The sequence below is a fragment of the Lysobacter korlensis genome (assembly GCF_042434515.1).
On sequence record NZ_JBHLTG010000016.1, the window covers coordinates 22,425 to 45,271 of the forward strand.

The following is a 22,847-nucleotide window of genomic DNA, read 5'->3' on the forward strand; positions in this document are numbered from 1 at the left end:
GCCTATCCGCGCAGGGCGAGTGCCGCGCTGACCCAGCGGGCGTGCGCGTCCCACGGGTCGTCGACTCCGGCCGCGACCACGGCGATGTGCTCCCGGACCGGGATGGAAAGGCGGAACCACTCGCCGCCCAGCCGGTCGGCCGCGAACTGCGCGTGCCGGCGCTGCTCCACCCTTCGGTCGCCGCGCTCGAAGGCGAGCAGCTGATCGTGCCAGATCGCGGCGAGGCGCTGACGCGGGTTCGCGGTCGTGCCGATCTTCACCCGGTCGCCGGAGCGCAGGTAATAGACGACATCGACACGCGGTGGAGGCAGTTCCGCGTCGACCACGTCGCCGACCCGCCACTCGCACACCCCGCAGATCCACCCGGACGGATAGCGCACCCCGATCGATGATCCGCAGAGCCGGCAGGGGGACGGCAGCAGGTCGGTGATCCCGACCGCGCGCTCCGCCCATTCCGCGGCCATGGTGAGGTGGAGCTCGCAGAGGGGGAGCGGTGCGTCCACCGGCACGACACCGCGGCACGATGCCGGGCCGGCGAGGCACGGGGCGAGTGAACGAGGCATTGTGCTGGCTCCCATCGAGAAGGAGCAGGTCCGGCCACCCGCACGAAAATGGTACCGGGCACCTGCGACCGTGCCGCAGGACCGCTCGAGAGGTCACTTCCCGCGCTTGGCGCGCCGCCGCTCCCGCCACGACATCGCCTCGCGTGTCGCCTGCTCGCGTTCCCGCTCCTGCTCCGCGGTTCGCCGGCGGATCTCCCGCCGCTCGCGCCAGGCTGCGACCTCCGCGTCGATGTCGCGGGTCGGGGTGATCACCGGCGGTCCGCCCTGCAGTTGCCGCCGCGCCTCGCGGACCCGTGTGTTGAAGTCCTCGAGCAGCTCGCGGACCGCCGTCTCGCTCGCCATCCGGTCCAACCGCTCGGAAAGGTGCGCGTCCTCCGTCCGCAGCGTCAGTGCAGGCGGCCCAAGTCCGGTGAGCCCCTCGCGCTCGATCTTCCGGCGGATCCACCAGTCCGGGTCGTGCACCCGGTCGAGGCCCGGGATCGGTCGCCCGGCTCCCGGCAGGTCGTCGAAGTCGCCGCGCCGCATGGCCTGCTGGATCGCGATCTCCACCATGCCGGCACGCTCCTCCGGAGTGAGCCTGCCGGCCTCCGAGGCGTCCTCGGCCTGCTCCTGATCCGACGGCACGACGCGATCCACCTGATACCGTGCCGCTGCCAGGCGAGCGTCGTTGCGTGGTCGGTTCGTCGTCATGAGCTGGTGCCGTCACTCCCTTGCCACACAGTAACCCGGGCCCGCTCCGCTCTCGGTGGGAGCCAGGCACGACACGCGCTGGCGGGCCGCTTGACACTTTTGTCACGCCTTGTAGTAAGGTTCGAAATAAGCCGCCGATCCGTGCGGTACGCGACCCCGGCGCCTCCGGGACTCCCCAGGATCGCACTCGATGACGACCGTCACCCAGTCGCTGCCGGCAGTGCAGCTGCCCGCAGTGGATTCGCTCGACCGGTTCCCGGCCGACTTCCGGTGGGGGGTCGCAACCGCGGCGTACCAGATCGAGGGCGGCGCCAGGGAAGGCGGACGCGGCCCAAGCATCTGGGACACGTTCTCACACACGCCCGGCGTCAGCTTCCACGGCGACAACGGCGACATCGCCTGTGATCACTACAACCGGTGGGAGTCGGATCTCGAGCTGCTGAGCTCGTTAGGGGTGTCGGACTACCGGCTCTCCGTGTCGTGGTCCCGCCTCCAGCCGCTGGGCGCAGGAGCACTCAACCCCGACGGCGTCGCGTTCTATCGTCGGCTCCTGTCGACTCTCTGCGACCGTGGTATCCGTCCGCTGATCACCTTGTACCACTGGGACTTGCCGCAACCGCTGGAGGACGCCGGCGGGTGGCCGAACCGGGACACCGCGCACCGTTTCGCCGAGTACGCGGGACAGGTGCTCCGCGCCCTGGGCGATCTCGCTGACGACTGGATCACGTTGAACGAGCCGTGGTGCAGTGCGACCCTAGGCTACGGAACAGGCGCTCACGCGCCGGGCCGGCGCAACGACGCCGATGCGCTCGCGGCGGCGCACCACCTGAACCTCGCACACGGTCTGGCGGTGTCCCGGATCCGGTCGGAGCGGCCCCACGCGCGCGTCGGCATCACCAACATCGTGACCGACATCGTGCCGCGCACCCGTACCGCGGACGACCTCGGTGCCGTCCGGCGCCTCGACGCCGGCAACAACCGCCTGTTCCTCGACCCGGTGTACACCGGCGACTACTCGGCGGCCGTCCGCGAGACCTTCGCCGGCCTCGGCCTCGACGATCTGATCGAGCCGGGCGATCTGGGCATCATCGCCCAGCCGACCGACTTCGCCGGCATCAACCACTATCAGCGCGTGGTCGCGTGGCACGATCTCGAGGCCGGCTACCTCGAGGTGGGGGAACGGCCTGCCGAGCCGGCCACCACGTCCTTCGGGTGGTCGGTGATCCCCGAGTCGCTGACCGCGGTGCTGACGAGGGTCGCGCGTGAGTTCACGACGCTGCCGATCTACGTCACCGAGAACGGCGCCAGCTTCGCCGACTACGTCGATCCGAACGGGCACGTCATCGACACCGAACGCGTGGAGTACCTGCGCGGCTACATCGATGCTGCCGGCGAAGCCATCGCCGACGGCGTCGACCTCCGCGGGTACTACGCCTGGTCGTTCCTCGACAACTTCGAATGGGCGGAGGGCTACAGCAAGCGCTTCGGCCTCGTCTACGTCGATTACCGCACGCAGGAACGCATCCCGAAACTCAGCGCTCGGTGGTACCGACGCCTGATCGCGGACTTCACGACCCAGGGCGACCGCCCTGAACCGAGAGAGCGGACAGCTCGTCCGCTCCCAGCTCCACCAACGCAAGCACCTGACAACCACTCATGAGAGAAGGAATCTCGATGAAGAGAACAGCAAAGTCGCTCCTTGCGGGCGCGACGCTCGCCGGGCTCACCCTGAGCGTGGCGGCGTGCTCGTCCACCACCGCCGACGCAGACGACGCCGACCGCGGACCCGTGACCGTCTGGGTCATGGGCGACTCAGGAGCCAACTTCGAGGAGCTCGTCGCCCCGTTCGTCGACGAGAGCGGCACCGAGGTCGAGGTCGTCGCCGTGCCCTGGGACGGCATCGACGAGCGCCTCACCACCGCGGTCGCATCCGGCTCCGGACCCGACGTGCTCCAGGTGGGCTTGTCCAAGCTGCGCACCTACGCGGACGCCGGCGCGCTGCTGCCCCTCGGTGAGGAGCTTGCCGACTACCCCGGGCTCGCACCGGAGAACTTCGCCGAAGGCGTCGCAGGCGACGCGACCGCCGTGGACGGCGAGATCGTCAGCATCCCCTGGGTGAGCGACACCCGTGTGCTGTTCTACCGCTCCGACATCCTGGAGGAGAACGGCATCGACGCGCCGCCCGCCACCTGGGAGGAGTTGCGCGAGGACGCCAAGACGCTGGCCGGGCGTGGCGACGGACAGTACGGCTACTACATCCCGCAATGGGACAGCCCGCTTCCGGTCGTGATGACCTGGAGCCACGGCGGCGACATCATCGACGCCGACGGCAGCGTGAACTTCGACACCCCGGAGTTCGAGCAGGCCGTCGACCTCTACACCGGTCTGTACGCCGACGGCAGCGTGCCGACCAACGCCGACTTCGACCAGACTCAGGGCTTCATCTCCGGTGTCGCCCCGATGCTGATCAGCGGGCCGTACCTGGCGAAGTCGATCGCGGAGGCGGCGCCGGAGCTCGAGGGCGAGTGGGGTGTCACGACGGTTCCTGCGGCGGAGTCCAGCACGTCGCTCTTCGCCGGCTCGAACCTCGCCGTATGGCACAACACCCAGCGCAAGGACGCCGCGCTGTCGCTGCTCGAATTCCTCTCCGAGCCGGAGACGCAACTGAACTGGTACGAGATCAGCGGTGAACTGCCGAGCGTCACGGCCGCGCTCGAGGACGACAGCCTCACGAGCGACCCTCTGGTCGCGGTCTACTCAGAGCAGCTCGCGAGCTCCAAGGTGCTGCCGATGGTGCCGAACTGGGACGGAGCCGTCGGGCCGGAGCTGCTCAACGCGCTGAACTCGATCGTGCTGACCGGCGCGGACCGCGACACGGCGCTCGCAGAGTTCTACGCCAAGACCGAGGGCATGTCGATCAACTGACACGGTGGTGGGGTGCCGTTCTCCGGCGGCACCCCACGGCTGCACCACAACGATCAAGAAGGGGGAGAGCTATGCGAGGAAGCAGTCGCCTGGCGCCCTACGTCTTCGTGTCGCCGGCGATGATCCTGCTGCTGGCGTTCGGTGTGCTGCCCATCGCCGTCGCGGCGGTCGTGAGCCTCACCGACATGAACATCTCGGGTCTCGCGAACTGGGGGAACGTCGAGTTCGTCGGCCTGGCGAACTACGAGCAGCTGTTCGCCGACCCCGACTTCTTCAGGGCGCTCGGGAACACCGTCTTCTTCGCCGCCATCGGCGTCCCGTCCGTGGTCCTGGTCTCGCTCGCGGTGGCGCTGCTGCTCAACCGCAGCGGCGGCCGGTTCTTCCAGGCGCTCCGCTCCTTCTATTTCATCCCCGCGATCACCGGAATCGTCGCGATCTCGCTGGTCTGGGGGTACCTCTACAACACCCAGTTCGGGCTCTTCAACTGGCTCCTGTCACTGATCGGCGTCGAGCAGGTGCAGTGGCTGTCCGACCCGACGCTCGCCAAGTTCTCCGTCGCGTTCGTCGCCATCTGGCGCGGCACGGGGCTCAACATCATCATCTTCCTCGCGGCCCTGCAGGGCGTACCCAAGGAGTATCTCGAGGCGGCGTCGCTCGACGGAGCCGGCCCCTGGCGGATGATCCGGTCCATCCTTCTGCCGCTGCTCGGGTTCGCGATCTTCTTCGTCACCGTCACGACGGTCATCGCCTGGCTGCAGTTCTTCGACGAGCCGTTCGTGCTGACCGACGGGGGACCGCTGGGCAGCACCACCTCGATGTCGATCTTCCTCTACAAGGAAGGGTTCCGGCTGAACCAGTTCGGGTATGCCAGTGCCGGGTCTCTCGTGCTCTTCGTGATCATCGCGGTCGTCACGCTGGTCCAGCTGCGGGTGAGGAAGGCCGACGTTGAGTACTGACACACTGCCCGGGACCGACTTCCTGCCGAAGCCCCTCGCCGGGCCGACGCCCACGGTGCGGACGCCCAGCCCGCGGGGGGCACGAGCCGGCCGCAATCTGACGATCGTGATCGGTGTCGCCCTCGCTCTGGGGGCCGTGCTGACCGCATTCCCCTTCCTCTGGATGCTCTTCTCGTCATTCAAGCCGCAGAGCGAGGCGATCGACTTCCCGCCGACGCTGCTGCCGCAGACGCCAACACTCGACAACTACCTGCGACTGTTCACCGAGCTCGACTTCGGCCGGTACCTGGTGAACACAGTCATCGTGGTGCTGATCGGCGGTGTCGGCCTGCTCCTCATGGCGATGGCCGGCTACGCGTTCGCCAAGTTCGAGTTCCGCGGGCGCCGCTGGATGTTCTTCCTCGTCCTCGCCACCATGATGATCCCGGTCCAGGTCACGATGATCCCGACCTACCTGATCCTCAACGGCTTCAAGCTCACCAACACGCTCGTGGGAATCGCGCTGCCGACGCTCGTCAGCGGGTTCAGCATCTTCCTGTTCCGGCAGTTCATGCTGACCGTGCCGACGGAGATGCTCGAGGCGGCACGGCTCGACGGAGCGGGCGAGTTCCGCACCTTCTGGCAGATCGTGCTGCCGATGTCGAAGCCGATCCTGGCCGTGCAGGCGGTCCTCGCCTTCATCGGCGGCTGGAACAGCTTCCTCTGGCCGCTCATCATCGCAAGCGACCAGAACCTCTACACGCTGTCCGTCGGCCTCGCGCTCCTCAACCAGCAGCTCGCGGTCAACCCAGGCCTGCAGATGGCGGGCGCCACCTTGATGATCGTCCCCATCCTTCTCGTCTTCATCGTCTTCCAGCGCTATGTCGTGCAGGGCTTCGCCCTGTCCGGACTCAAGTGACCACAGGAGCCTCAACGTGACCATCCAGCAGCAACAGCTCGACCGGCGCTTCGCCGCCCGCCCCGCCCACTTCGACGGGTTCGTGCGCGCACGTGGCACCGCCCTGGTCGACGGCGGTGGCCGCGAGCTGCTGCTGCGCGGCGTGGGCCTCGGCAACTGGATGCTGCCGGAGGGGTACATGTGGGGCTTCGGTCCGGGCGCTGAATCGCCGCGGGAGATCGAGGCGCTCGTTTCCCGGTTGATCGGCGAGGACGCGGCGGCCTCGTTCTGGACTACGTTCCGGAAGGGGTTCATCGCGGAGGCGGACATCGAGCGGATCGCCGCGTCCGGCTTCGACCACGTCCGCCTGCCGATCAACTCCCGGCTCATCCAGACGGACGCCGGCGAGCCCATCGATGCCGGGCTCAGGCTGATCGACCGGCTGATCGAATGGTGCCGGATTCATCGGCTCTGGGTGCTCCTCGACCTGCACGGCGCACCGGGCGGCCAGACCGGCACGAACATCGACGACTCTCCGAATAACAAGCCGGAACTCTTCATGGAGCCCCGCCACCGCGCGAACACCCTCCGACTGTGGCGGACTCTGGCGGAGCGCTACGCCGACGAGACGGTCGTGCTCGGCTACGACCTGCTCAACGAGCCGCTGCCGAATGAATGGCAACACCGGTACGCCGTCGAGCTCGTCGACCTGTACCGGGAGCTCACGGCCGAGATCCGCGCCGTCGACCCGAACCACCTCATCGTCTACGAGGGGACGCACTGGGCGACGAATTGGGACATCTTCACCGAGGTCTGGGACGACAACTCTGCACTGCAATTCCATAAGTACTGGTCGTCTCCGGACACCGCGAGCATCGCGCGATTCCTGGAGGTGCGCGACCGGTTGCAGCTGCCGATCTACATGGGCGAGGGCGGCGAGAACACGCTGGAGTGGCTGTACACCGCGTTCCGGCTGTACGAGACCCATGGGATCGGCTGGAACTTCTGGCCCTGGAAGAAGATCGACACCCGCACATCGCCGGCATCGATCGACGCGCCGGGCGGCTGGGAACGCGTTGTCGCGAGCGCCTCGGGGACGCCGGGCCTCAGCCGGGAGGAGGCGCAGCTGGTGTTCGCGCAGCTGCTCGAGAACATGCGCATCGAGAACTGCCGCTGGCGGCACGACATCATCGCGGCGCTGCTCGGGGACGAGCCACCGGTGATGCCCGCGTGGGGCTTCGGGTTCCGGGGACTGGGGGAGTCGCACGACGTGGCGGCTGCCGGCGGGCGGACCCTGCCGGGGATCCGCGAAGAGGACCAGGTGCCGCTCCGCTTCGCGAGCGGAGCCGGGATGCCGAACCCGTTCGAGCAGACGAGTGGCAGGGAGTACCGGACGGATGAGACCGTCGTCGTCGACCTGGAACCGGGCGACTGGCTCGAGTACGAGCTCTTCTCGGCCCGGATCGCCGCGGCCCGGGCGCTCGGTCCGGACGGGGAGGAGCTTCCGGTGCGAGTGGAGCGTTCGCTCCGTGGGCTGCGGGTGACGGCGACCGCCCCGGTCACACTGGCGAAGATCGTGATGGTGGACGATGAGGCACCCTGATAGATTCCGGGTCACGATGACGGGGAACGGCGCCGACGCTGGGGGATCCGGCGCGCCGTCGCTGACGGTCACTTCCCTGCGACAGCGGAACACCGCGCTCGCTCTCCGGCAGATCATCATCGCGGGGCAGACCACGCGTGCCAATCTCGCCCGCGACTGCAACCTGTCGATGGCCTCCATCACGAACATCGTCGCCGACCTCATGGCCGATGGGCTCGTGGCGGAGACCGGATCGGTGGCGTCGCGCGGCGGCAGGCCGATCACCCTCCTCGAGCCGGAACCGGAGGGCAGCTACTTCATCGGCGCGGATGTCGGCGAGCGTGGGGTCGCGGTCGAGCTGTTCGACCTGCGGATGACGATGATCGACCGTGAGTTCCGTGGCGGCCGGGCCGAGGAGGATCCGGAGGCGATCGCCCGCGACCTCGACGACGCGGTCCGGAACCTCAGTGAGCGGAACCCGGAGGCGATGGCGCGTCTGGTCGGCATCGGGCTCGCGCTTCCCGGCGTGGTCGAGACGGCCGAAGGCGGCGAGCAGACGCTGTATGCGCAGAGCCTTGGCTGGCCCCCGGTCCGTGTGCGGGATCTCATCGACCGGGACCTGACCATCTTCGCCGAGAACGGCGCGAAGACCATGGCCCGAGCGGAGATGTGGTTCGGAGCCGCTCGAGGCGCGGACCATGCTGTGGTGGCCCTGCTCGGCCGCGGTGTCGGGCTCGGCGTCGTCAGCGACGGCGTGCTCCAGGGCGGGACGATGAGCAGCGCATACGAGTGGGGACACACGAAGATCGAGCGGCACGGGCGGTCGTGCCGATGCGGCGGAACCGGGTGTGTCGAGGCCTACATCGGTGCCGACGCGATTCTCGCCGCCTGGGCGGACGCGGGCGGCAGGTTCGAAGGCTCCGGCTGGGGCGCCATCGGGCGGCTCCTGGAAGCCGACGAGCAGGGGGACGCCGTCGCGCAAGCGGTCGTCGCCGACCTGCTCGTCTCGCTCGGGGCAGCGCTCGGCGGACTCGTGAACCTGCTGAATCCGCAGCGCGTGATCGTGGGCGGGTGGGTCGGCCTGCGCCTGATGGAGTCGCTGGCCCCGCGCATCGAGCAGGCGATCCGCGACGCGGCGCTCGTGCGAGCCGGCTCGCAGTTCGAGTTGCACACCAGCGCGTTCGGCGGTGACAGTGTCGCGCTCGGCGCTGCGCTGCTCCCGCTGGAGGCGCTGATCAGCCAGCCGCGCGCGGTGCTCGACCTCCGTCAGACCGGGCTCGGGTAGCGGCTCATCGCCCCCTCCCGGGGACGAGGGGCACGCGGGTACGCTTCCAGCTGTGCGAGCGGGGTCAGTGGAGCACCAGGCAGGCATGCTGCAGCTGCCCGACGGGCGGCAACTGGCATGGGCGGCGCACGGCTCCCCGGTGGCGAAGCCCGTCCTATTCGTGGCCGGAGCTGCCACCGGCAAGTCGATGACGTTCGCGGAGACGCTGCTGGAGCAGGGACGCATGCGGCTGATCACGCTCGACCGGCCCGGCATGGGGCAGTCGACGCCCGATCCGCGGCGATCGCTGACATCGACCGCGCAAGACATCGCGCACCTGATCCGGCACAGCTGCGGCGAGCCGGTGCTCGTGGTCGCCAACTCGCAGGGTGCGCCCTTCGCGCTCGCCCTCGCCGCAACCGGCGCTGCAGCGCAGCTCGTGCTGGTGTCCCCGGCGGACGAGGTGGCGGTGGAGCCCATCCGGAGCATGCTGCCCGAACCGCAGCAGGCGGTGGTGGAGCAGGTGAACACGGATCCGATCGGCGCCAGGCGATTCCTCGCCGGACTCGGTCCGGAGGGCATGCAGCGCTTGGTCCTCGAGGGCGCCGACCAACGGGACCGGGCCGTGTACGAGGAGCCCGCCTTCCTCGCCCGCTACCGCGCCGCGCTCGCGGAGGGGTTCGCGAACAGCGGCGCTGGATACGCGACGGACACGGTTCTCGCGATGCAGCCGTGGAACCTCGACCTGCAGTCGCTGCGATGTCGGGTCGACATCTGGGTGGGAGACCGGGATCACACCCATTCGCCGGATCAGGGCGCGACGCTCGCGTCTCGGATCCGGGGTGCGCGCCGGTCGGTGGTGAGCGGCGGGGGGTCGCTCCTCTGGACTTCCGGGGCCGCCATCCTCACCGATTGGGCCGCACCAGGATCGATGCCGCCACCCGAATGACCGCCGTGACGGCGAGAGTCATGCCGACCGCCCGGCGGGAACGGGACGGGAGTCCGACACGGTGTACTCGGCCTGCGTGAAGCCACCCCCGAGGTCCTTCAGCTCCGCGAGCTGCAGGGGGATCTCGTGGGGGAGCCGGTGGAACAGCGGGATGCCGGACCCGAGGATCACGGGTGCGGTGGTGAGCGTGAACTCCGAGATGAGCCCGCGCTCCAGGAAGGCTCCGATCAGCATGCCTCCGTCCACGTAGACGCTGCGGACTCCCGAGGCGTTCATGCCCGCGATCAGGTCGTCGACGGTCGGATGGACGCCGACCTTGGGGTCCGACGCCGGGTCGAGAGTCGAGCTGAGTACGAACGCCTGCAGGCCCTCGTAGGGCCACCCGCCGAACGTCAGAGTCTTCTCGTAGGTGTTCCGGCCCATCGCGATGGCGTCGACGGATGCGATGAAGTCGTCGTATCCGGTATCGCCGATCGCCTCCGCGCGGCCGGTCAGCCAGGCGAGATCGCCGTCGGGCGTCGCGATGAACCCGTCGAGGCTGGCCGCGATGAAGACGGAGCCCGTGAAGCTCGATGTGGGGGATTCGGTCATTGTTCTCTCCTTTTCGTGTTCGTGCGGGTGTGGATCAGTCGGTGTGCATCCGCGATGCCAGCCGTGTCCGCCGTGCCTCGTCGAGGAAGGCGGCGCTCAGTGCCGAGAGCTGAGTGTCGGCCCAGGTCCGCGCGGTCCACCCGAACTCGCGCTCGAGCAGTTCGAACTCGCTCCGTAGGGTCACCTGGGACACCGTGCGGGCGTCCGTCGAGATCGAGACCGGAACGCCGGCCATGCGGAACCGCTCGACCGGATGCTGGTGCGTCGACGGGACCGCCCCGGTCTGGACATTCGACGTCGGGCAGAGCTCCAGGGTGATCCGGTCCTCAGCGAGCCGCTTCACCAGCGCCGGGTCCGTGCTGCTGCGGACGCCATGGCCGATCCGCTCTGCGCCGAGCTCGTCGACGGCCTCCCACACCCGCCTGGCACCATCCGCCTCCCCGGCGTGCACCGTGATTCTGAGGCCAGCCGCTTTGCCGCTCCGGAACGCCGGCGCGTGGGGAAGCAGCGGCACACCAAGCTCTGGTCCGGCGATGTCGATCCCCACGACAGCGTGGTGGACCGCAGCTTCCTCGACGACCTGCCAGGTTCTCTTCGGGTCGCTCGGTCGCATGCAGGAGAGGATGAGGGACGTGCTGACCCCCGTGGCGCGGGAGCCGTTCTGGAGTCCGGTCGCCACAGCGTCGATGACCTCACGCACCGGGAGCCCGCGGCGGGTGTGGAGCTCCGGGGCGAAGCGGACCTCGCCGTGGACGACTCCGTCCGCGTGCCAGTCCTGCACCAGCTCGGTCGCCGCTCGGGAGAGAGCCTCCGGCGTCTGGAGCACTTCGAGCGCGACGTCGATCGCGGAGATGTAGTGCACCAGGCTTCGGCGTCCCGGACCGACCGTCGCAAGCTGCTCGACCGGCCGGGCAAGGCTGATGCCCTGCTGCCGGGCCAGTTCGGCGATGGTGGTGAGCCGCACACTGCCGTCGAGGTGGCAGTGGAGCTCAACGGACCGGAGCGGGCTCAACGCTCCGCTCCTTCGGCGAGCATGGTGAACAGCATCTCCTTGAATCTCTTCCCGTCGACACCCGTCACGACTCGGGTGTTGGCCGACCGCAGCGGCCGACGATAGTCCGCAAAGGTCAGGCCCCGCGTGGGAGGGTCCATCGACACCGCGAGGTGGCGCTCGTCCTGTTCGGTGATGAGCGTCGGGTCGATCGCGACCGCCATGGAGATCGGATCCGGCAGGTCGTATCCGGGCGTGCCGCTGATCTCGGTCGCGAAGGCGAACACCGCCTGGTTGATCTCGGCCGCGAACGCGCCGAGCCGGCCGAGGCTGCGCAGCCGCCGGTCCTCGCTCGGCGTGATCACCGCGTACTTCCGCGACACGTCCCAGCCGATCATCGTCTTGAACCCGGCGGCCTTGAACACCATCTCGGCGGCCTCCGGGTCGGCCCAGGCGTTGTACTCGCCCGCCGGCGAGACGTTCCCTCGCCCATCCGCGGCGCCGACCATCATGTAGGTGTGCCGGAACCTGGTGAGCAGCGACGGATCGATCGACAGCGCGGTCGCGATGTTGGTGAGCGGGCCGAGCGTCACGAGGTCGTGCCGCCCGGGCTCCGTCCTCGCGATCTCGAGGAGCGCGAGCACGGCGTGCTGGTCGGCAATCCGCAGGGACGGCTCCGCGACGGCCACCCCGCTCATTCCGTCCGCTCCGTGCACATGCTGCGCGGTCTCGAGGCGGCGCAGCAGCGGCTTCTCGCATCCGGCATAGAGCGGCACCGTGGCCCCGACCAGCTCGAGGGTGATCGCAGCGTTGCGGGTCCCATAGGGCAGCGGCACATTGCCGCCCACCACGGTGATCGCGCGCACCGCGACGTCGGGATGACGCAGCGCAAGCAGGATCGCCACGGCATCATCCGACGCGGTGTCCGTGTCGATGACGAGGCTGCGGGTCGCGGGCATCGCTTCTCCTTCGTTCTCTCTGATCGGTCGCTGCCGAGCATGGTCGCCGTCGGGCGCGCTGTGTCGCTAGCGGCGCCCCTGCCGGGCGCTGCGGATGCGGCCGCGTGCGACCCCCAGCCCGCGCAGGATACCGGTGATCTCCGCCGTCATTGCGGCCGAGCCACCGACGTAGAACACGGCATCGGGCAGCTGCTCCAGCCGGCTGCGGAGCAGTTCGGGGGTGATCCGGCCGTGATGGATGTTCGCGCCCCGCGACGTGCCCACAGGGGAGGTCTGCACCCATGTGATGTGAAGGTTCTCCCGCGCGCGCTCCTGCTCAGCCAGCTCGTCGCGGAAGGGGATCCACTGCCAGTGCCGGTTGCTGAACAGCAACTGCATCGGAGCGGGCGAGCTGAGCGCGGCGTTCGAGAGCAGCAGGCTCCGCAGCGGGGTGATGCCGGTGCCGCCGGCGATCAGCACGGCCGGCCGGCCGGGGTCGTACCGCAGACCGCCCATCGGCCGTGACACCTTCACCTCGTCCCCGCGCTCGAGGCCGAACACCGTCTGCTTGAAGGCGCTGGCGCCGACTCGCGTCGCGAACTCGAGCAGCTCGCTCTCCGGTGAGCCGGCGAGGCTCAGGGGACGGAGATCGGGTCCTGACGGGGTGGCCACGCGGAGCAGTGCGAACTGGCCTGCCGTGAAGGAGTAGCCGCTCGGTCGCTCGATCCGCAGGCGCACGGTACCCGGGGCGAGCGTGTCGATCGCCGCGACTCGCGCGGTGCGCGCCCCCGTGAGCCGATCGAGTGCCGGGAAGACCCATCCCGGTGCGACGGGCGCGCGCCCAGGCATCACCAGCGCCGAAGGGCGACCCGCGTCTGCCTGAGCGGGAGTTCCCGCTCGCGAATCGTTGGTGGCGGTTGCGGTGGTCATGCCAGTGCCATCTCGTCCTGGGACTCGCGCAGCGGCCGGGTGACCGCCGCGACCGTCGCGACCCGCTCACCGAGGTAGTGAGCAGACGCCAGGGTCACCTCGTTCGGGCCGCCGTTCGCGGCCATGTGGCTTGCGCCGTACGGGTTGCCGTGTTCGAACTGCACATCGGAGGTGTAGCCGGGAGGCACGATGAATCCGCCCCAGTGGTAGAACGCGTTGTTGAGGGCGATGAGCGTCGACTCGAGTCCGCCGTGCGCGGTGCCCGTCGAGGTGAACGAGGCGTACACCTTGTTCGCCAGGAGCCCCTTCTCCCACAGGCCGCCCGTGGTGTCGATGAACTGCTTGAGCTGCGAGCTCGGCAGTCCGTACCGCGTCGGCGTGCCGAGCAGGACCGCGTCCGCCCACACCAGGTCGTCATGCGTCGCGACGGGCACCTGCTCGGTCTCGCGTGCGTGGGCTTCCCACTCCGGGTCCCGGGCCACCACCGCGGGTGGGGCCAGTTCCTTGACTTTGCGGACCCGGACCTCCGCCCCGACGCTGGCGGCTCCGGCCGCGATCGACTGCGCGAGCGCGTAGGTGCCGCCCGTCGACGAGTAGTAGATGATGGTCACCTTCGGGCCGGAGCCTTTGATGTCCGTGATGCTTTCCGACACTGTGGTCGCCTTTCGCTCTGTTGCTGCCGGTTCGGGTGGTGATCGCCGGGGAGCTGTCCCTCGGCGGATCGCCGTGTGGATCTCACTGTGCGGCGCGTCGCTGTCCCGCGCCTTGCGGGTCGCTGTCCGGTCCGGGCGTCTTGCCGGTGCCTGCACAGGATGGGAGACTTCCGAGGGTGACGACCGAGGACCACTCGGCACGGGTGCCGGCGATGGAATTCAGGCTGCTGGGCCCGTTCGAGGTGCTCGTGGACGGTGCGACCGTGCCGATCGGCGGACAGGCGGAGCGAAGCCTCCTCGCTCTGCTGCTCCTGCACCCTGGGGAGGCCCAGTCGACGTCCCGCCTCATCGAGCAGCTGTGGGGAGACGACAGCGCGCCCGTCGACCCGGTCAACGCCGTGCAGATCCGGGTGTCCAAGCTTCGCAGGGCGCTCTCGCGGCTGGGGCCGACCCCGCCCGCCCTGGTCACGTCGGCCGGTGGGTACCGGCTCGAGGTGGATCCGGACGCCGTCGATGTGCACCGGTTCCTCAAGGACGTCGCGGATGCGCGGAACGAGTCCGATCCGGCAGCCTCGGAGTCGAGGCTCGCCGCCGCCCTGGAGCTGTGGCGCGGTGCCCCGCTGATCGACTTCCTCGATGAACCGTGGGCGACCGCTGAGGCGGACCGGCTGAAAGAGGTCCGGCTGGCGGCAGCGGAGGAGCGGATCGGTGCCGCGCTCCGCGGTGGACGGGCGAGATCCGTCCTCGATGAGGTCCGACGCCTCGTCGACGCCAACCCGTTGCATGAGGCACTGGCAGGGCTCCTGATCTGGGCGCTCTACCTGCTCGGCCGGCAGGCGGACGCGCTCGCGGCGTACCAGCTGATCCGGGAGCGCCTCGACGAAGAGCTCGGGCTGGAGCCTTCGACGGCCCTGCGGGAGCTGGAGGCCCGAGTGCTCCGGCAGGACCCGGCCCTCGGAACACCGGAGACGCCCGACGCCACGTGGAAGGCCGGTCCAGCCACGAGCACGGATTCGAGGTCGATCGCGGCGACCACGCCTCCGCACCCGCATTCGGCGTACCGCGGCCCGCGGAGGCTGCCGAATCGGCTCACCTCCTTCGTGGGCCGCGAGGCGGAGCTCCTGCGACTCGCGGAGCTCGTTCCGCACCGCAGGCTGGTCACCCTCCTCGGACCCGGGGGCGCCGGGAAGACCTCGCTTGCCATCGAACTGGCGCGGACGGTGGCGAGCCGCTTCGCCGACGGCGTCCGGCTGGTCGAGCTGTCGCATGTGTCCGATCCCGCCGACCTTGCGCCCCGGGTGGCCGAAGCGCTCGGGATCTCGCCGGAGCTCGACCCTGGCGAGCAGCTGGTGGACCGGATTCTCGGCTATGCGAGCGAGCGGTCGATGCTCGTCCTCCTCGACAACTGCGAGCATCTGATCGCCCGCTGCGCGGAACTGACCGCCGCGCTCCTGCAGGAGACCCCGGATGTCGCGATCGTGGCCACCTCACGGGAGCCGCTCGGCGTGCCGGGCGAGGTCCTCTATCGGGTCGAGCCGTTGAAGACCCCGGCGACCGCGGGTGGCTCGGACGAGACGCTCCTCTCGTTTCCAGCGGTCCGGCTGTTCGTCGACCGCATGTCGTCAGCGAACCCCCAGGCCGCCGACGAGCCCCTCGAGCTGGAGGTGGTCGCACGGATCTCCCGAGAGCTCGACGGACTGCCGCTCGCCATCGAGCTCGCCGCGGCGAGGACCTCGACGATGAGCGTTCAGGAGATCGCCGACCGGCTCGCGGACCGCTTCGGATTCCTCAGCTCGGGCCCCCGGACGGCGGACGAGCGGCAGCGAACCCTCCGGGCCGCCGTCGACTGGAGCCACGACTCGCTCCCCGCCATCGAGCGGGTGCTGCTTCGGCGGCTCGCCGTGTTCCGTGGTGGATGGAGCGCTTCGGGCGCGGAACACGTCGCCACCGGGCAGCAGCTGACAGCAGAGGCCGTTCCCGATGCACTCGCGAACCTCGTCGACCGGTCCCTGGTGCAGCGCTCCGCGGGGCCCCAGACCCGATACTCGCTCCTCGAGACCGTGCGGGCATACGCGCTCGAGCGGCTCATCGAGGCGGGCGAGCGAGAGGCGGTGGAAGCCCGCCACCGGCGGTGGATCCTCGATCTCAGCGTGGAATCGGAACGCGGGTTGCGCGGCCCCGCGCAACGAGCGTGGCTGGATCGCATGCAGGCCGAACTCGACAACATCCGCTCTGCGCTGAACTGGGCGACCCAGGATGTCGGCGAGCGCGGCGACTACGGGTGCGCACTGGCCGGCGCGCTCGGCTGGTTCTTCCATCTCGGTCGGCACATCGAGGGCCGGGAGATCCTCGGCCGGCTCGCCGGGGCCCGCGTCGAGACCACCGCCGCGAACGCCGCGTACCTCCAAGCCCGAGCCGTCCTCGAACGACCCGGCGCCTCCGTGGTGCATCCGGATGCTGCGTGCGGCCGGTTCGCTGCGGAAAGCGCTGCCCTTTTCGAGCAGGTGGGCGACACCTACCATGCCTCGCTCTCCCGCGCTCTGGAAGCCGTCGAGGCGGTCCAGTCCATGCCGCGAGCCCGCGCCGAAGCGCTGCTGGCGAACGCCGCTGGCGCGTTCGCCGGTCTGCCGGACGAGTGGGGTGTCGCCTTCACACACCTGGTCGGGCTGGCGATCGAGATCGCGCACGGGGGCCTCGAGACAGTCCGCCGCTCCGGTGAGGAGACCGCGGCGCGCTTCCGCCGGCTCGGCGATGACTGGGGCCTCGCCGCCGTGCTGTATCAACTCGGAATCGCATACCGGCAGGCGGGGGAGCATCAGGATGCGATCGCAGCCTTCCAGGAGGCGGCCGCTGTCGCACGACGCCTCGGGCTCTCGAGCGTCGTGCAGGGCGCGTTGAGTGGTGCCGGCGTGTGCGCTGTGGGGCTGGACCGGTTCGAGCTGGCCTCCGGATTCTTCGGCGAAGCTGCACGCACCCAGACCGAGCAGGGAGACCCGGGCGGAAAAGCGCAGGCAGCGCACGGGGCGGGTCTCATCGCCCGTGCCCGCGGCGATTACGCGGCAGCGCTGAACTGGTTCACGGCCGCACTCGAGGGATTCCGAGAGATGCGAGCGCCCCTCTCGGCGGCCGCAGCCCTCAGTGGAATCGGGCGGTGCCAGTTGAGCTTCGGGCGGGTCGCGGAGGCCGAACGAGCGTACGCGGAGCTCGAACAGATCGCCGAGCGGGGCAACGACCCCCTGATCGAGGCGTGGGCGTGTGAGGCGAAGGCGCAATTCCTCGCCCACGCGGGCAACGCCTCGGAAGCCCTCCAGATGATCGAGCGCGCGAAGGCGATCCGGACCCAGGCGCGCAGACCCGGGCTGGCATTCGAAGAGCGCGAAGTGGCCGCCCTCCTGGGTTCTCTCCGAGCCGGCGCGAACGCGTAGCCGTTCCGCTGCGCGCATCCGCCAGCCGGCGGACAGCGGCCGGAAAGGGCCCGCCCGGACGATGGAGGTCGGTTCCGGCGAACACGCGCCGGACGGGATGAGGACGTGGTCGACACCTTCATCCGGGGACCGATCGTGCGTCCACACGCAAGAGACAGGAGAGATCGTGAACGGCACAACCTTGATCAACGTCTTCCAGGTGCCACCCGCCAGGGACGAGGAATTCCTCAAGCTCTGGGAACAGGCCAACGACATGCTGCGGGCCGCCTCCGGCTATGCATCCACACGGCTCCATCGAGCACTGCAACCGGACGCGAAGTACCGGTACATCAACGTGGCGCAGATCGAATCCATCGAGCGGTGGCGCGGGGTGATCATGAGCGCGGCCTTCCAGGAGCTCAGCGCGAAGATGGCCGAGTTCCAGCCAGCGCCGGCCCTGTTCACCGTCGTTCGCGAGCACGAGCTCAGCAGCAGCACGGGCTGAGGGTCAGGCCCGCTGACCGCGGATCCCGGCTCCAGCGCGCGCAGGAAGGGTAATCGAACGAGGAGAAACGGGCGGGGCGGCGACCGGAGAGAATCGAGGGATGCCGTCCGATGTTCTGCAACTCACCGCCCGCGCCCTGCTCTTCGACATGGACGGCACGCTCGTCGACTCGACCGAGGTGGTCGAGGTCGCCTGGACGAGGTTCGCCGAGCGGTTCGGGATCGACCCGGCCGAGCTGCTGAGCGCCGTCCACGGCATCCGAGCCGAGGAGAGCATCCGGCGGTGGACGCCTTCGGGAACGGATGTGGCGACCGTCGCCGAGGAGCTGAACGCGTTCGAGATCCAGGAGGCCGGCCAGACCCGCGCAGTCGATGGGGCGAGCGAGTTCCTCGATGCGGTGCCGCTGGCTGCGCACGCCCTGGTGACTTCGGCGACCCTCCCGCTGGCGGTCGCGCGGATGAAGGGAGCCGGCATCCGGCTGCCGCAGCTCGTGGTCAGCGCCGAAGACGTGCCGCGCGGGAAGCCCGCGCCGGACGTGTACCTGCTGGCCGCTGAGCTGCTGGGTGTGACGCCCGGCGACGCGGTCGTGTTCGAGGACGCCGAGGCCGGCATCCGGGCCGGGCTCGCGGCGGGCATGCGGGTGGTCGTGGTCGGGAGTCATACCAGCGAATCGACGGCCGGTCTGCCGCGGATCACGTCGTATTCCGGGGCGTCCGTCGACGTCGACGGCAACGGGGCACTGCGCATCCGCCTCCGCGCGACCGGTTGAGCAACCGGGGGACACTTGACCAACGTTGAACGAGCGTTTAGTATACTGAACGTGCGTTCAGACACCGAGGACTTCACGACGCGGGCCCGCATCCGGGACGCCGCGGTGCTGCTCTTCGGACAGCGCGGGTTCGCGGGCACGTCGGTCCGGACGGTGGCGGAGGCGGCGGCGGTGAGCCCCGGCCTCGTGATCCACCACTTCGGATCGAAGGACGGCCTCCGGGCGGAGTGCGACCGGTTCGTGGTCGACAGCTTCCTCGGTCAGAAGAGCGAGCTCAGCGGCGCCGAGGCCGCCGCCGCGATCCAGGGCTGGCTCTCCGATCTCGACGCATTCCGGCCGCGCATCGATTACCTGGCCCGGATGCTCACCGACACCTCGCCTGCCGCCGACTCCCTCTTCGACGCGCTGCTGGCCGGGACGGCGGGGATGCTCGAGGAACAGGTGGCGGCGGGGATCATGCGCGAGCCGATCGACCCCCAGGTGACGGCGGCGTACCTGACGGTCTACGGCATCGTGCCGCTTCTCCTCCGCCGGCAGCTCGGTCGTGCGCTCGGCGAAGATGACCTCACACCGGAGCTGATCCGCCGGTCCACGCTGCCGATCCTCGACCTGTACACGCACGGCCTCTACGCCGACGACCGCATCCTGACGGCCGCTCGCGAGGCGCTCGACCGCACCAGCGGACCGCGCTCCGACAAGGGGCAGAACGACCCGAATCAGGACCCGGACCCTCCGGTCCGCGCCGCGTCCTGATCCATTTCGTTCTGTTCTGAAAGGAGCGGGGATGATCCCTGCCATCGAAACCAGAAAGCTGCACAAGCGGTACGGCACCCGTACCGCCGTGCAGGAGCTCGACCTGCGGGTCGAGCGAGGCACCGTGTTCGGCCTCATCGGGCCGAACGGTGCCGGCAAGACCACAACGCTGCGCATCCTGCTCGACGTCATCCGGCCGACTGCAGGCGAGACCCGAGTGCTCGGCGAGGACCCGCGCACCGCCGGACCGGCGCTGCGCCGACGGATCGGGTTCGTGCCCGGGGAGCTGCGGCTCGAAGGGCGCATCCGGGCCGGCCGGCTGCTGCGGCACTACGCCGACATCAGCGGCCCCGTGGCGCCGGGCGCCATCGAGCACCTCGCGGAGCGACTCGGGTTGGACCTGAGCCGTCCCGTGCGGAGCCTGTCAAAGGGCAACAAGCAGAAGCTCGGGCTCGTGCAGGCGTTCATGCACCGACCGGAGCTGCTCGTGCTCGACGAGCCGACCAGCGGGCTCGACCCGCTCGTGCAGCGGGAATTCCTCTCGCTGGTCCGGGAGGCTCGCGACTCCGGGCAGACCGTGCTGCTCAGCTCGCACGTTCTGAGCGAGATCCAGCAGGCCGCCGATTCCGTCGCGGTGCTGAGCTCGGGTGCGATCGTGGCCGAGGGGGACGTGGCATCGCTGCGTCTCGGCGCCGTCCGCCGCGTGCGGGCCGGCCTGCTCTCCGCCGACGCGATCGACGTGGAGGCCCGGCTGCGCCGGACCGGTGACCTCGGCGATCTCGAGGTGACCTCGGCGGGCGACGTCGTGCGGGTGGCCGGCACGGTGCAGGGCTCCATCGACGCGTTCGTGAAGGCGCTCGCCGAATTCCAGGTGCTCGATCTGGCGGTCGAGGAGCCGGACCTCGAGGAGTCGGTGCTGCGGCTGTACGGCGAGCCGGCGGAGCAGGAGGTGGCACGTGCTTAGGTCACTTCCCGTGCTGCGGCGCTCGCTGCTCGACTCATGGCGGTCCCTGCTCGGCTGGGCGCTCGGCATCACCGCGGCGCTCCTGCTCTACCTGCCGCTCTTCCCGAGCATCGGCGGCAACGGCCAGATGCAGCAGATCATCGAGGGCCTTCCTCCGGAGCTGGTGAAGACGCTCGGCTACGAGCAGATCGCCACCGGTTCCGGTTACACGCAGGGCACCTTCTACGGGCTCATCGGCTTCCTGCTGCTGGTGATCGCCGCGACGTCCTGGGGGTCCTCGGCCATCGCGGGCGCGGAGGAGAGCGGACGGCTGGAGCTGGCCCTGGCGCACGCGGTCGGCCGCACGCAGTATGCCGTCGAGTCCGCACTCTCCATCGCCGTGCGGCTGATCCTGCTCGGCGCGTTCGCCGCCGTGCTGGTCCTCGCCCTCAACGGACCTTCCGAGCTCGGTCTGGAACCGTCGAACGTGGTTGCCGTCACCGCGGCGCTCGTCGGCCTGACGCTGCTCACCGCCACCGTTGCGCTGGCCGCCGGGGCGCTCAGCGGCCGCAGGGTGATCGGCACCGCCGCCGGCGCCGGTGTCGCGGTGATCGGCTATGTGCTCAACGCGGTCGCCAACCAGGCGGCGGACGCCGAGGGGCTCCGCGCATTCTCCCCGTATGCCTGGGCCTACGCCGAAAGCCCGCTGGTCGAGGGAGCCGACTGGCGAGGACTCGCCCTCCTCTGGGGCACCAGCGCCGTTGCGGCCGCGATCGCAGTGATCGCGCTGCGTCGACGGGACGTCACGGGATAGCGCCGCCATTCCGCTCCGCGGGGGACCCAGGGCGTCGGCGCTGCCATAGCGCCGGCGTCCCTGGTCCTGCATCCGATCGCCTGAGGTTCTCCGTCAGGCGCCCAACTCAAGGATCGCCCCGAGAGCGGCAGCCGGAAGGGGGGTTGATTTCTCAGCTTCGGCCGCTTCGGCCGCTTCGGCAGGGACGACGACTGGGAGTTGGTCCGGAGCGCGGCGACCACGCAGGGCAGGACGCTACCGTCTGCAGAATGAGGCGCCTGTACTACTCGAGCGGGTACATCCTGATCGACGATCGAACCTGCAAGGCGGTACTCCGCTACGCGCGGGCGCTCGCCGTCTCGGGAAAATCCGACGTGGTCACCGTGCCCGTCATCACCGACGGCGGCAGCCGCGGCAGTGCCCACCTCCTCATCGGTCCGGCCAGCGAGCTGTTCAGCACCCCGGTCGACAACAGCCGAGACGCGGAATACGACCCGGCAGTCGTCGAAGAGCTGGAGCGGATGACCGCAGAGCTGCAGGAGTTCCGGCCGGCGTGGGAGACCGAGATGAGGGACGTCCCCGACTTCGACCTGTGACGCCGGCCGGAGGTGCGCGGAATGCGCCGCCGCGTCAGCCGAACAGCTCGCGGAACCCCTCACGCCACGACGGGTACTTCAGTGCCAGCCCGAGTTCGGACTTCGCGTTCGCGTTCGCGGCAGCGGGGAGCTGTGTCCCGTAGTAGACGGCCTGGACGCCGACCTGCTCCTCGGCCTCGGCTGCGGAGATGCGCTTCGGGGCCGGCGCTTGCAGCACCTCGGCGAGATACGCGATCCACTCCGCTTGCGGCGCGGGGTCATCGTCCACGATGTTGTAGATGCCGCGACGGCCATGCTCGACCGCGCGCACCGTCACGGACGCCGCGTCATGCACATGGATGAACGGGTAGCGGCCGGCGCCGTCCCCGACGATCGGCAGCGAGCCGGTCCCCACCGCGGCGGCCCAATCGCCTCCAGCGCCGATCGCCGTGCCGTCGCCGTAGAGGAAGCCGTATCGGAGCACGATGCCCTCGATCCCGGGGGTGCCCAGCACCAGCGCCTCCGCCGCGACGTTCGCCTCGACGTGGCTGCGGATGGGCTCGGGCGCATCCAGGTACAGGGGGAACGACTCGTCGGTCGGGCCGAATCCCGTCGGCTTCGTCATGAAGCTGGCGCTCTGCGCGATCACCCGGCTTGTGCCCGCGTCCCGGGCGGCAGCCATCAGGATCTCTGTTCCCTCCCGTCGAAGCCGGTTGGTCAGCGCCAGCCAGGTGGCGTAATCCTTCGCCGGTGCCGAGAGTGCCGTGATGAGGTTGATGATCACCTCGGGCTGTGCGTCGAGCACGGCCCGGTGCACCGCGTCGTCGTCGAGTCCGTCCATCAGCGCCGGCCGTGCACCGAGCGCCTCCAGCGCCGGGAGGTTCGCCGGCCTGGAGGTGGTGGCGGTGACCTCGTGGCCGAGGCCGACCAGTGCTTCGACGACCGGCCGGCCGAGGACGCCGGTTCCTCCGGCGACGAAGATCCGCTTGGCCGTCTGCTCCTGTGGATCGATTGAGAACATCGTTGCTTCCTCTCTTCACGAGTTCCAGGTTCCAGGTTTTCAGATTCGCGGTTCCCGGCGTAGACATCACACTCCTCCGAGCGCATCGCCGCCGCGCCCGTCGAACACCCGGGCCGGCCCACTGGCCGACGGGAACGCACGGCCGGCCGGCCCCACCGCCGCAGGCCCGGGAGTC

At 69.7% G+C, this 22,847-nt stretch carries 22 protein-coding genes; 14 read left to right on the top strand and 8 right to left on the bottom strand.

Annotation, left to right across the window (positions count from 1 at the left end):
* Positions 1-2: 2 nt before the first annotated feature.
* Positions 3-563 (bottom strand): GIY-YIG nuclease family protein, encoded by a 561-nt coding sequence (locus tag ACFFGH_RS32770; RefSeq protein WP_386676818.1) that lies wholly within the window; start codon positions 561-563, stop codon positions 3-5.
* A 93-nt stretch (positions 564-656) separates the two neighbouring features.
* Positions 657-1,253, bottom strand: a complete 597-nt coding sequence (locus tag ACFFGH_RS32775; protein ID WP_386676820.1) for a DnaJ family domain-containing protein — start codon at positions 1,251-1,253, stop codon at positions 657-659.
* Between the two features lie 190 nt (positions 1,254-1,443).
* On the opposite strand from ACFFGH_RS32775, the gene ACFFGH_RS32780 reads away from it, so the two are divergent.
* From ACFFGH_RS32780 to ACFFGH_RS32810, 7 genes are all read left to right on the top strand, one after another.
* Positions 1,444-2,913 (top strand): GH1 family beta-glucosidase, encoded by a 1,470-nt coding sequence (locus ACFFGH_RS32780; RefSeq protein ID WP_386676821.1) that lies wholly within the window; start codon positions 1,444-1,446, stop codon positions 2,911-2,913.
* A gap of 14 nt (positions 2,914-2,927) precedes the next feature.
* Positions 2,928-4,178, top strand: a complete 1,251-nt coding sequence (locus ACFFGH_RS32785; protein ID WP_386676824.1) for an extracellular solute-binding protein — start codon at positions 2,928-2,930, stop codon at positions 4,176-4,178.
* 71 nt (positions 4,179-4,249) lie between these two features.
* Positions 4,250-5,134, top strand: coding sequence for a carbohydrate ABC transporter permease (locus ACFFGH_RS32790; RefSeq protein WP_386676826.1), 885 nt, complete (start codon positions 4,250-4,252; stop codon positions 5,132-5,134).
* Entirely contained in the window at positions 5,124-6,032 is a 909-nt protein-coding gene (locus ACFFGH_RS32795) for a carbohydrate ABC transporter permease (protein ID WP_386676828.1), read from the top strand. The genes ACFFGH_RS32790 and ACFFGH_RS32795 overlap by 11 nt, the downstream gene beginning before the upstream one ends.
* A 16-nt stretch (positions 6,033-6,048) precedes the next feature.
* Positions 6,049-7,614, top strand: coding sequence for a glycoside hydrolase family 5 protein (locus ACFFGH_RS32800; RefSeq protein WP_386676830.1), 1,566 nt, complete (start codon positions 6,049-6,051; stop codon positions 7,612-7,614).
* Complete coding sequence (locus ACFFGH_RS32805; protein ID WP_386676832.1) at positions 7,601-8,878, top strand: ROK family protein; 1,278 nt, start codon at positions 7,601-7,603, stop codon at positions 8,876-8,878. Before ACFFGH_RS32800 ends, ACFFGH_RS32805 begins: the two co-directional genes overlap by 14 nt.
* Positions 8,879-8,963: 85 nt before the next feature.
* Entirely contained in the window at positions 8,964-9,806 is an 843-nt protein-coding gene (locus ACFFGH_RS32810) for an alpha/beta fold hydrolase (RefSeq protein ID WP_386676834.1), read from the top strand.
* Between the two features lie 18 nt (positions 9,807-9,824).
* On the opposite strand, the gene ACFFGH_RS32815 is transcribed toward ACFFGH_RS32810, so the two are convergent.
* The 5 genes from ACFFGH_RS32815 to wrbA form a co-directional block, all read right to left on the bottom strand.
* Positions 9,825-10,397 (bottom strand): dihydrofolate reductase family protein, encoded by a 573-nt coding sequence (locus ACFFGH_RS32815; protein WP_386676835.1) that lies wholly within the window; start codon positions 10,395-10,397, stop codon positions 9,825-9,827.
* Between the two features lie 34 nt (positions 10,398-10,431).
* A complete protein-coding gene (gene add / locus ACFFGH_RS32820) occupies positions 10,432-11,409 on the bottom strand; it encodes an adenosine deaminase (RefSeq protein WP_386676836.1) in 978 nt (325 codons plus the stop codon).
* Positions 11,406-12,347, bottom strand: coding sequence for a nucleoside hydrolase (locus ACFFGH_RS32825; RefSeq protein WP_386676838.1), 942 nt, complete (start codon positions 12,345-12,347; stop codon positions 11,406-11,408). The genes add and ACFFGH_RS32825 overlap by 4 nt, the downstream gene beginning before the upstream one ends.
* Before the next feature lie 66 nt (positions 12,348-12,413).
* A complete protein-coding gene (locus tag ACFFGH_RS32830) occupies positions 12,414-13,256 on the bottom strand; it encodes a ferredoxin--NADP reductase (protein ID WP_386676840.1) in 843 nt (280 codons plus the stop codon).
* Complete coding sequence (wrbA, locus tag ACFFGH_RS32835) at positions 13,253-13,909, bottom strand: NAD(P)H:quinone oxidoreductase (RefSeq protein WP_386676842.1); 657 nt, start codon at positions 13,907-13,909, stop codon at positions 13,253-13,255. Before wrbA ends, ACFFGH_RS32830 begins: the two co-directional genes overlap by 4 nt.
* 176 nt (positions 13,910-14,085) lie before the next feature.
* On the opposite strand from wrbA, the gene ACFFGH_RS32840 reads away from it, so the two are divergent.
* From ACFFGH_RS32840 to ACFFGH_RS32870, 7 genes are all read left to right on the top strand, one after another.
* On the top strand, positions 14,086-17,334 hold the full coding sequence (locus ACFFGH_RS32840; RefSeq protein ID WP_386676844.1) for an AfsR/SARP family transcriptional regulator: 3,249 nt from the start codon (positions 14,086-14,088) through the stop codon (positions 17,332-17,334).
* A 166-nt stretch (positions 17,335-17,500) separates the two neighbouring features.
* The gene (locus ACFFGH_RS32845) at positions 17,501-17,818 is read left to right on the top strand and encodes an antibiotic biosynthesis monooxygenase family protein (protein ID WP_386676846.1); all 318 of its coding nucleotides are present in this window, start codon (positions 17,501-17,503) and stop codon (positions 17,816-17,818) included.
* 100 nt (positions 17,819-17,918) lie between these two features.
* Positions 17,919-18,587, top strand: coding sequence for an HAD-IA family hydrolase (locus ACFFGH_RS32850; RefSeq protein WP_386676848.1), 669 nt, complete (start codon positions 17,919-17,921; stop codon positions 18,585-18,587).
* A 51-nt stretch (positions 18,588-18,638) separates the two neighbouring features.
* Positions 18,639-19,340, top strand: a complete 702-nt coding sequence (locus tag ACFFGH_RS32855; protein WP_386676850.1) for a TetR/AcrR family transcriptional regulator — start codon at positions 18,639-18,641, stop codon at positions 19,338-19,340.
* 31 nt (positions 19,341-19,371) lie between these two features.
* The gene (locus tag ACFFGH_RS32860; RefSeq protein WP_386676852.1) at positions 19,372-20,304 is read left to right on the top strand and encodes an ABC transporter ATP-binding protein; all 933 of its coding nucleotides are present in this window, start codon (positions 19,372-19,374) and stop codon (positions 20,302-20,304) included.
* On the top strand, positions 20,297-21,097 hold the full coding sequence (locus ACFFGH_RS32865; protein ID WP_386676854.1) for an ABC transporter permease subunit: 801 nt from the start codon (positions 20,297-20,299) through the stop codon (positions 21,095-21,097). The genes ACFFGH_RS32860 and ACFFGH_RS32865 overlap by 8 nt, the downstream gene beginning before the upstream one ends.
* A 248-nt stretch (positions 21,098-21,345) precedes the next feature.
* Positions 21,346-21,672 (top strand): hypothetical protein, encoded by a 327-nt coding sequence (locus ACFFGH_RS32870; RefSeq protein ID WP_386676856.1) that lies wholly within the window; start codon positions 21,346-21,348, stop codon positions 21,670-21,672.
* A gap of 34 nt (positions 21,673-21,706) precedes the next feature.
* Here ACFFGH_RS32870 and ACFFGH_RS32875 read toward each other — a convergent pair whose 3' ends face one another.
* Positions 21,707-22,672 carry an NAD-dependent epimerase/dehydratase family protein gene (locus ACFFGH_RS32875; protein WP_386676858.1) on the bottom strand — a complete coding sequence of 322 codons (966 nt, stop codon included), beginning with the start codon at positions 22,670-22,672 and terminating at the stop codon, positions 21,707-21,709.
* Positions 22,673-22,847: the final 175 nt, after the last annotated feature.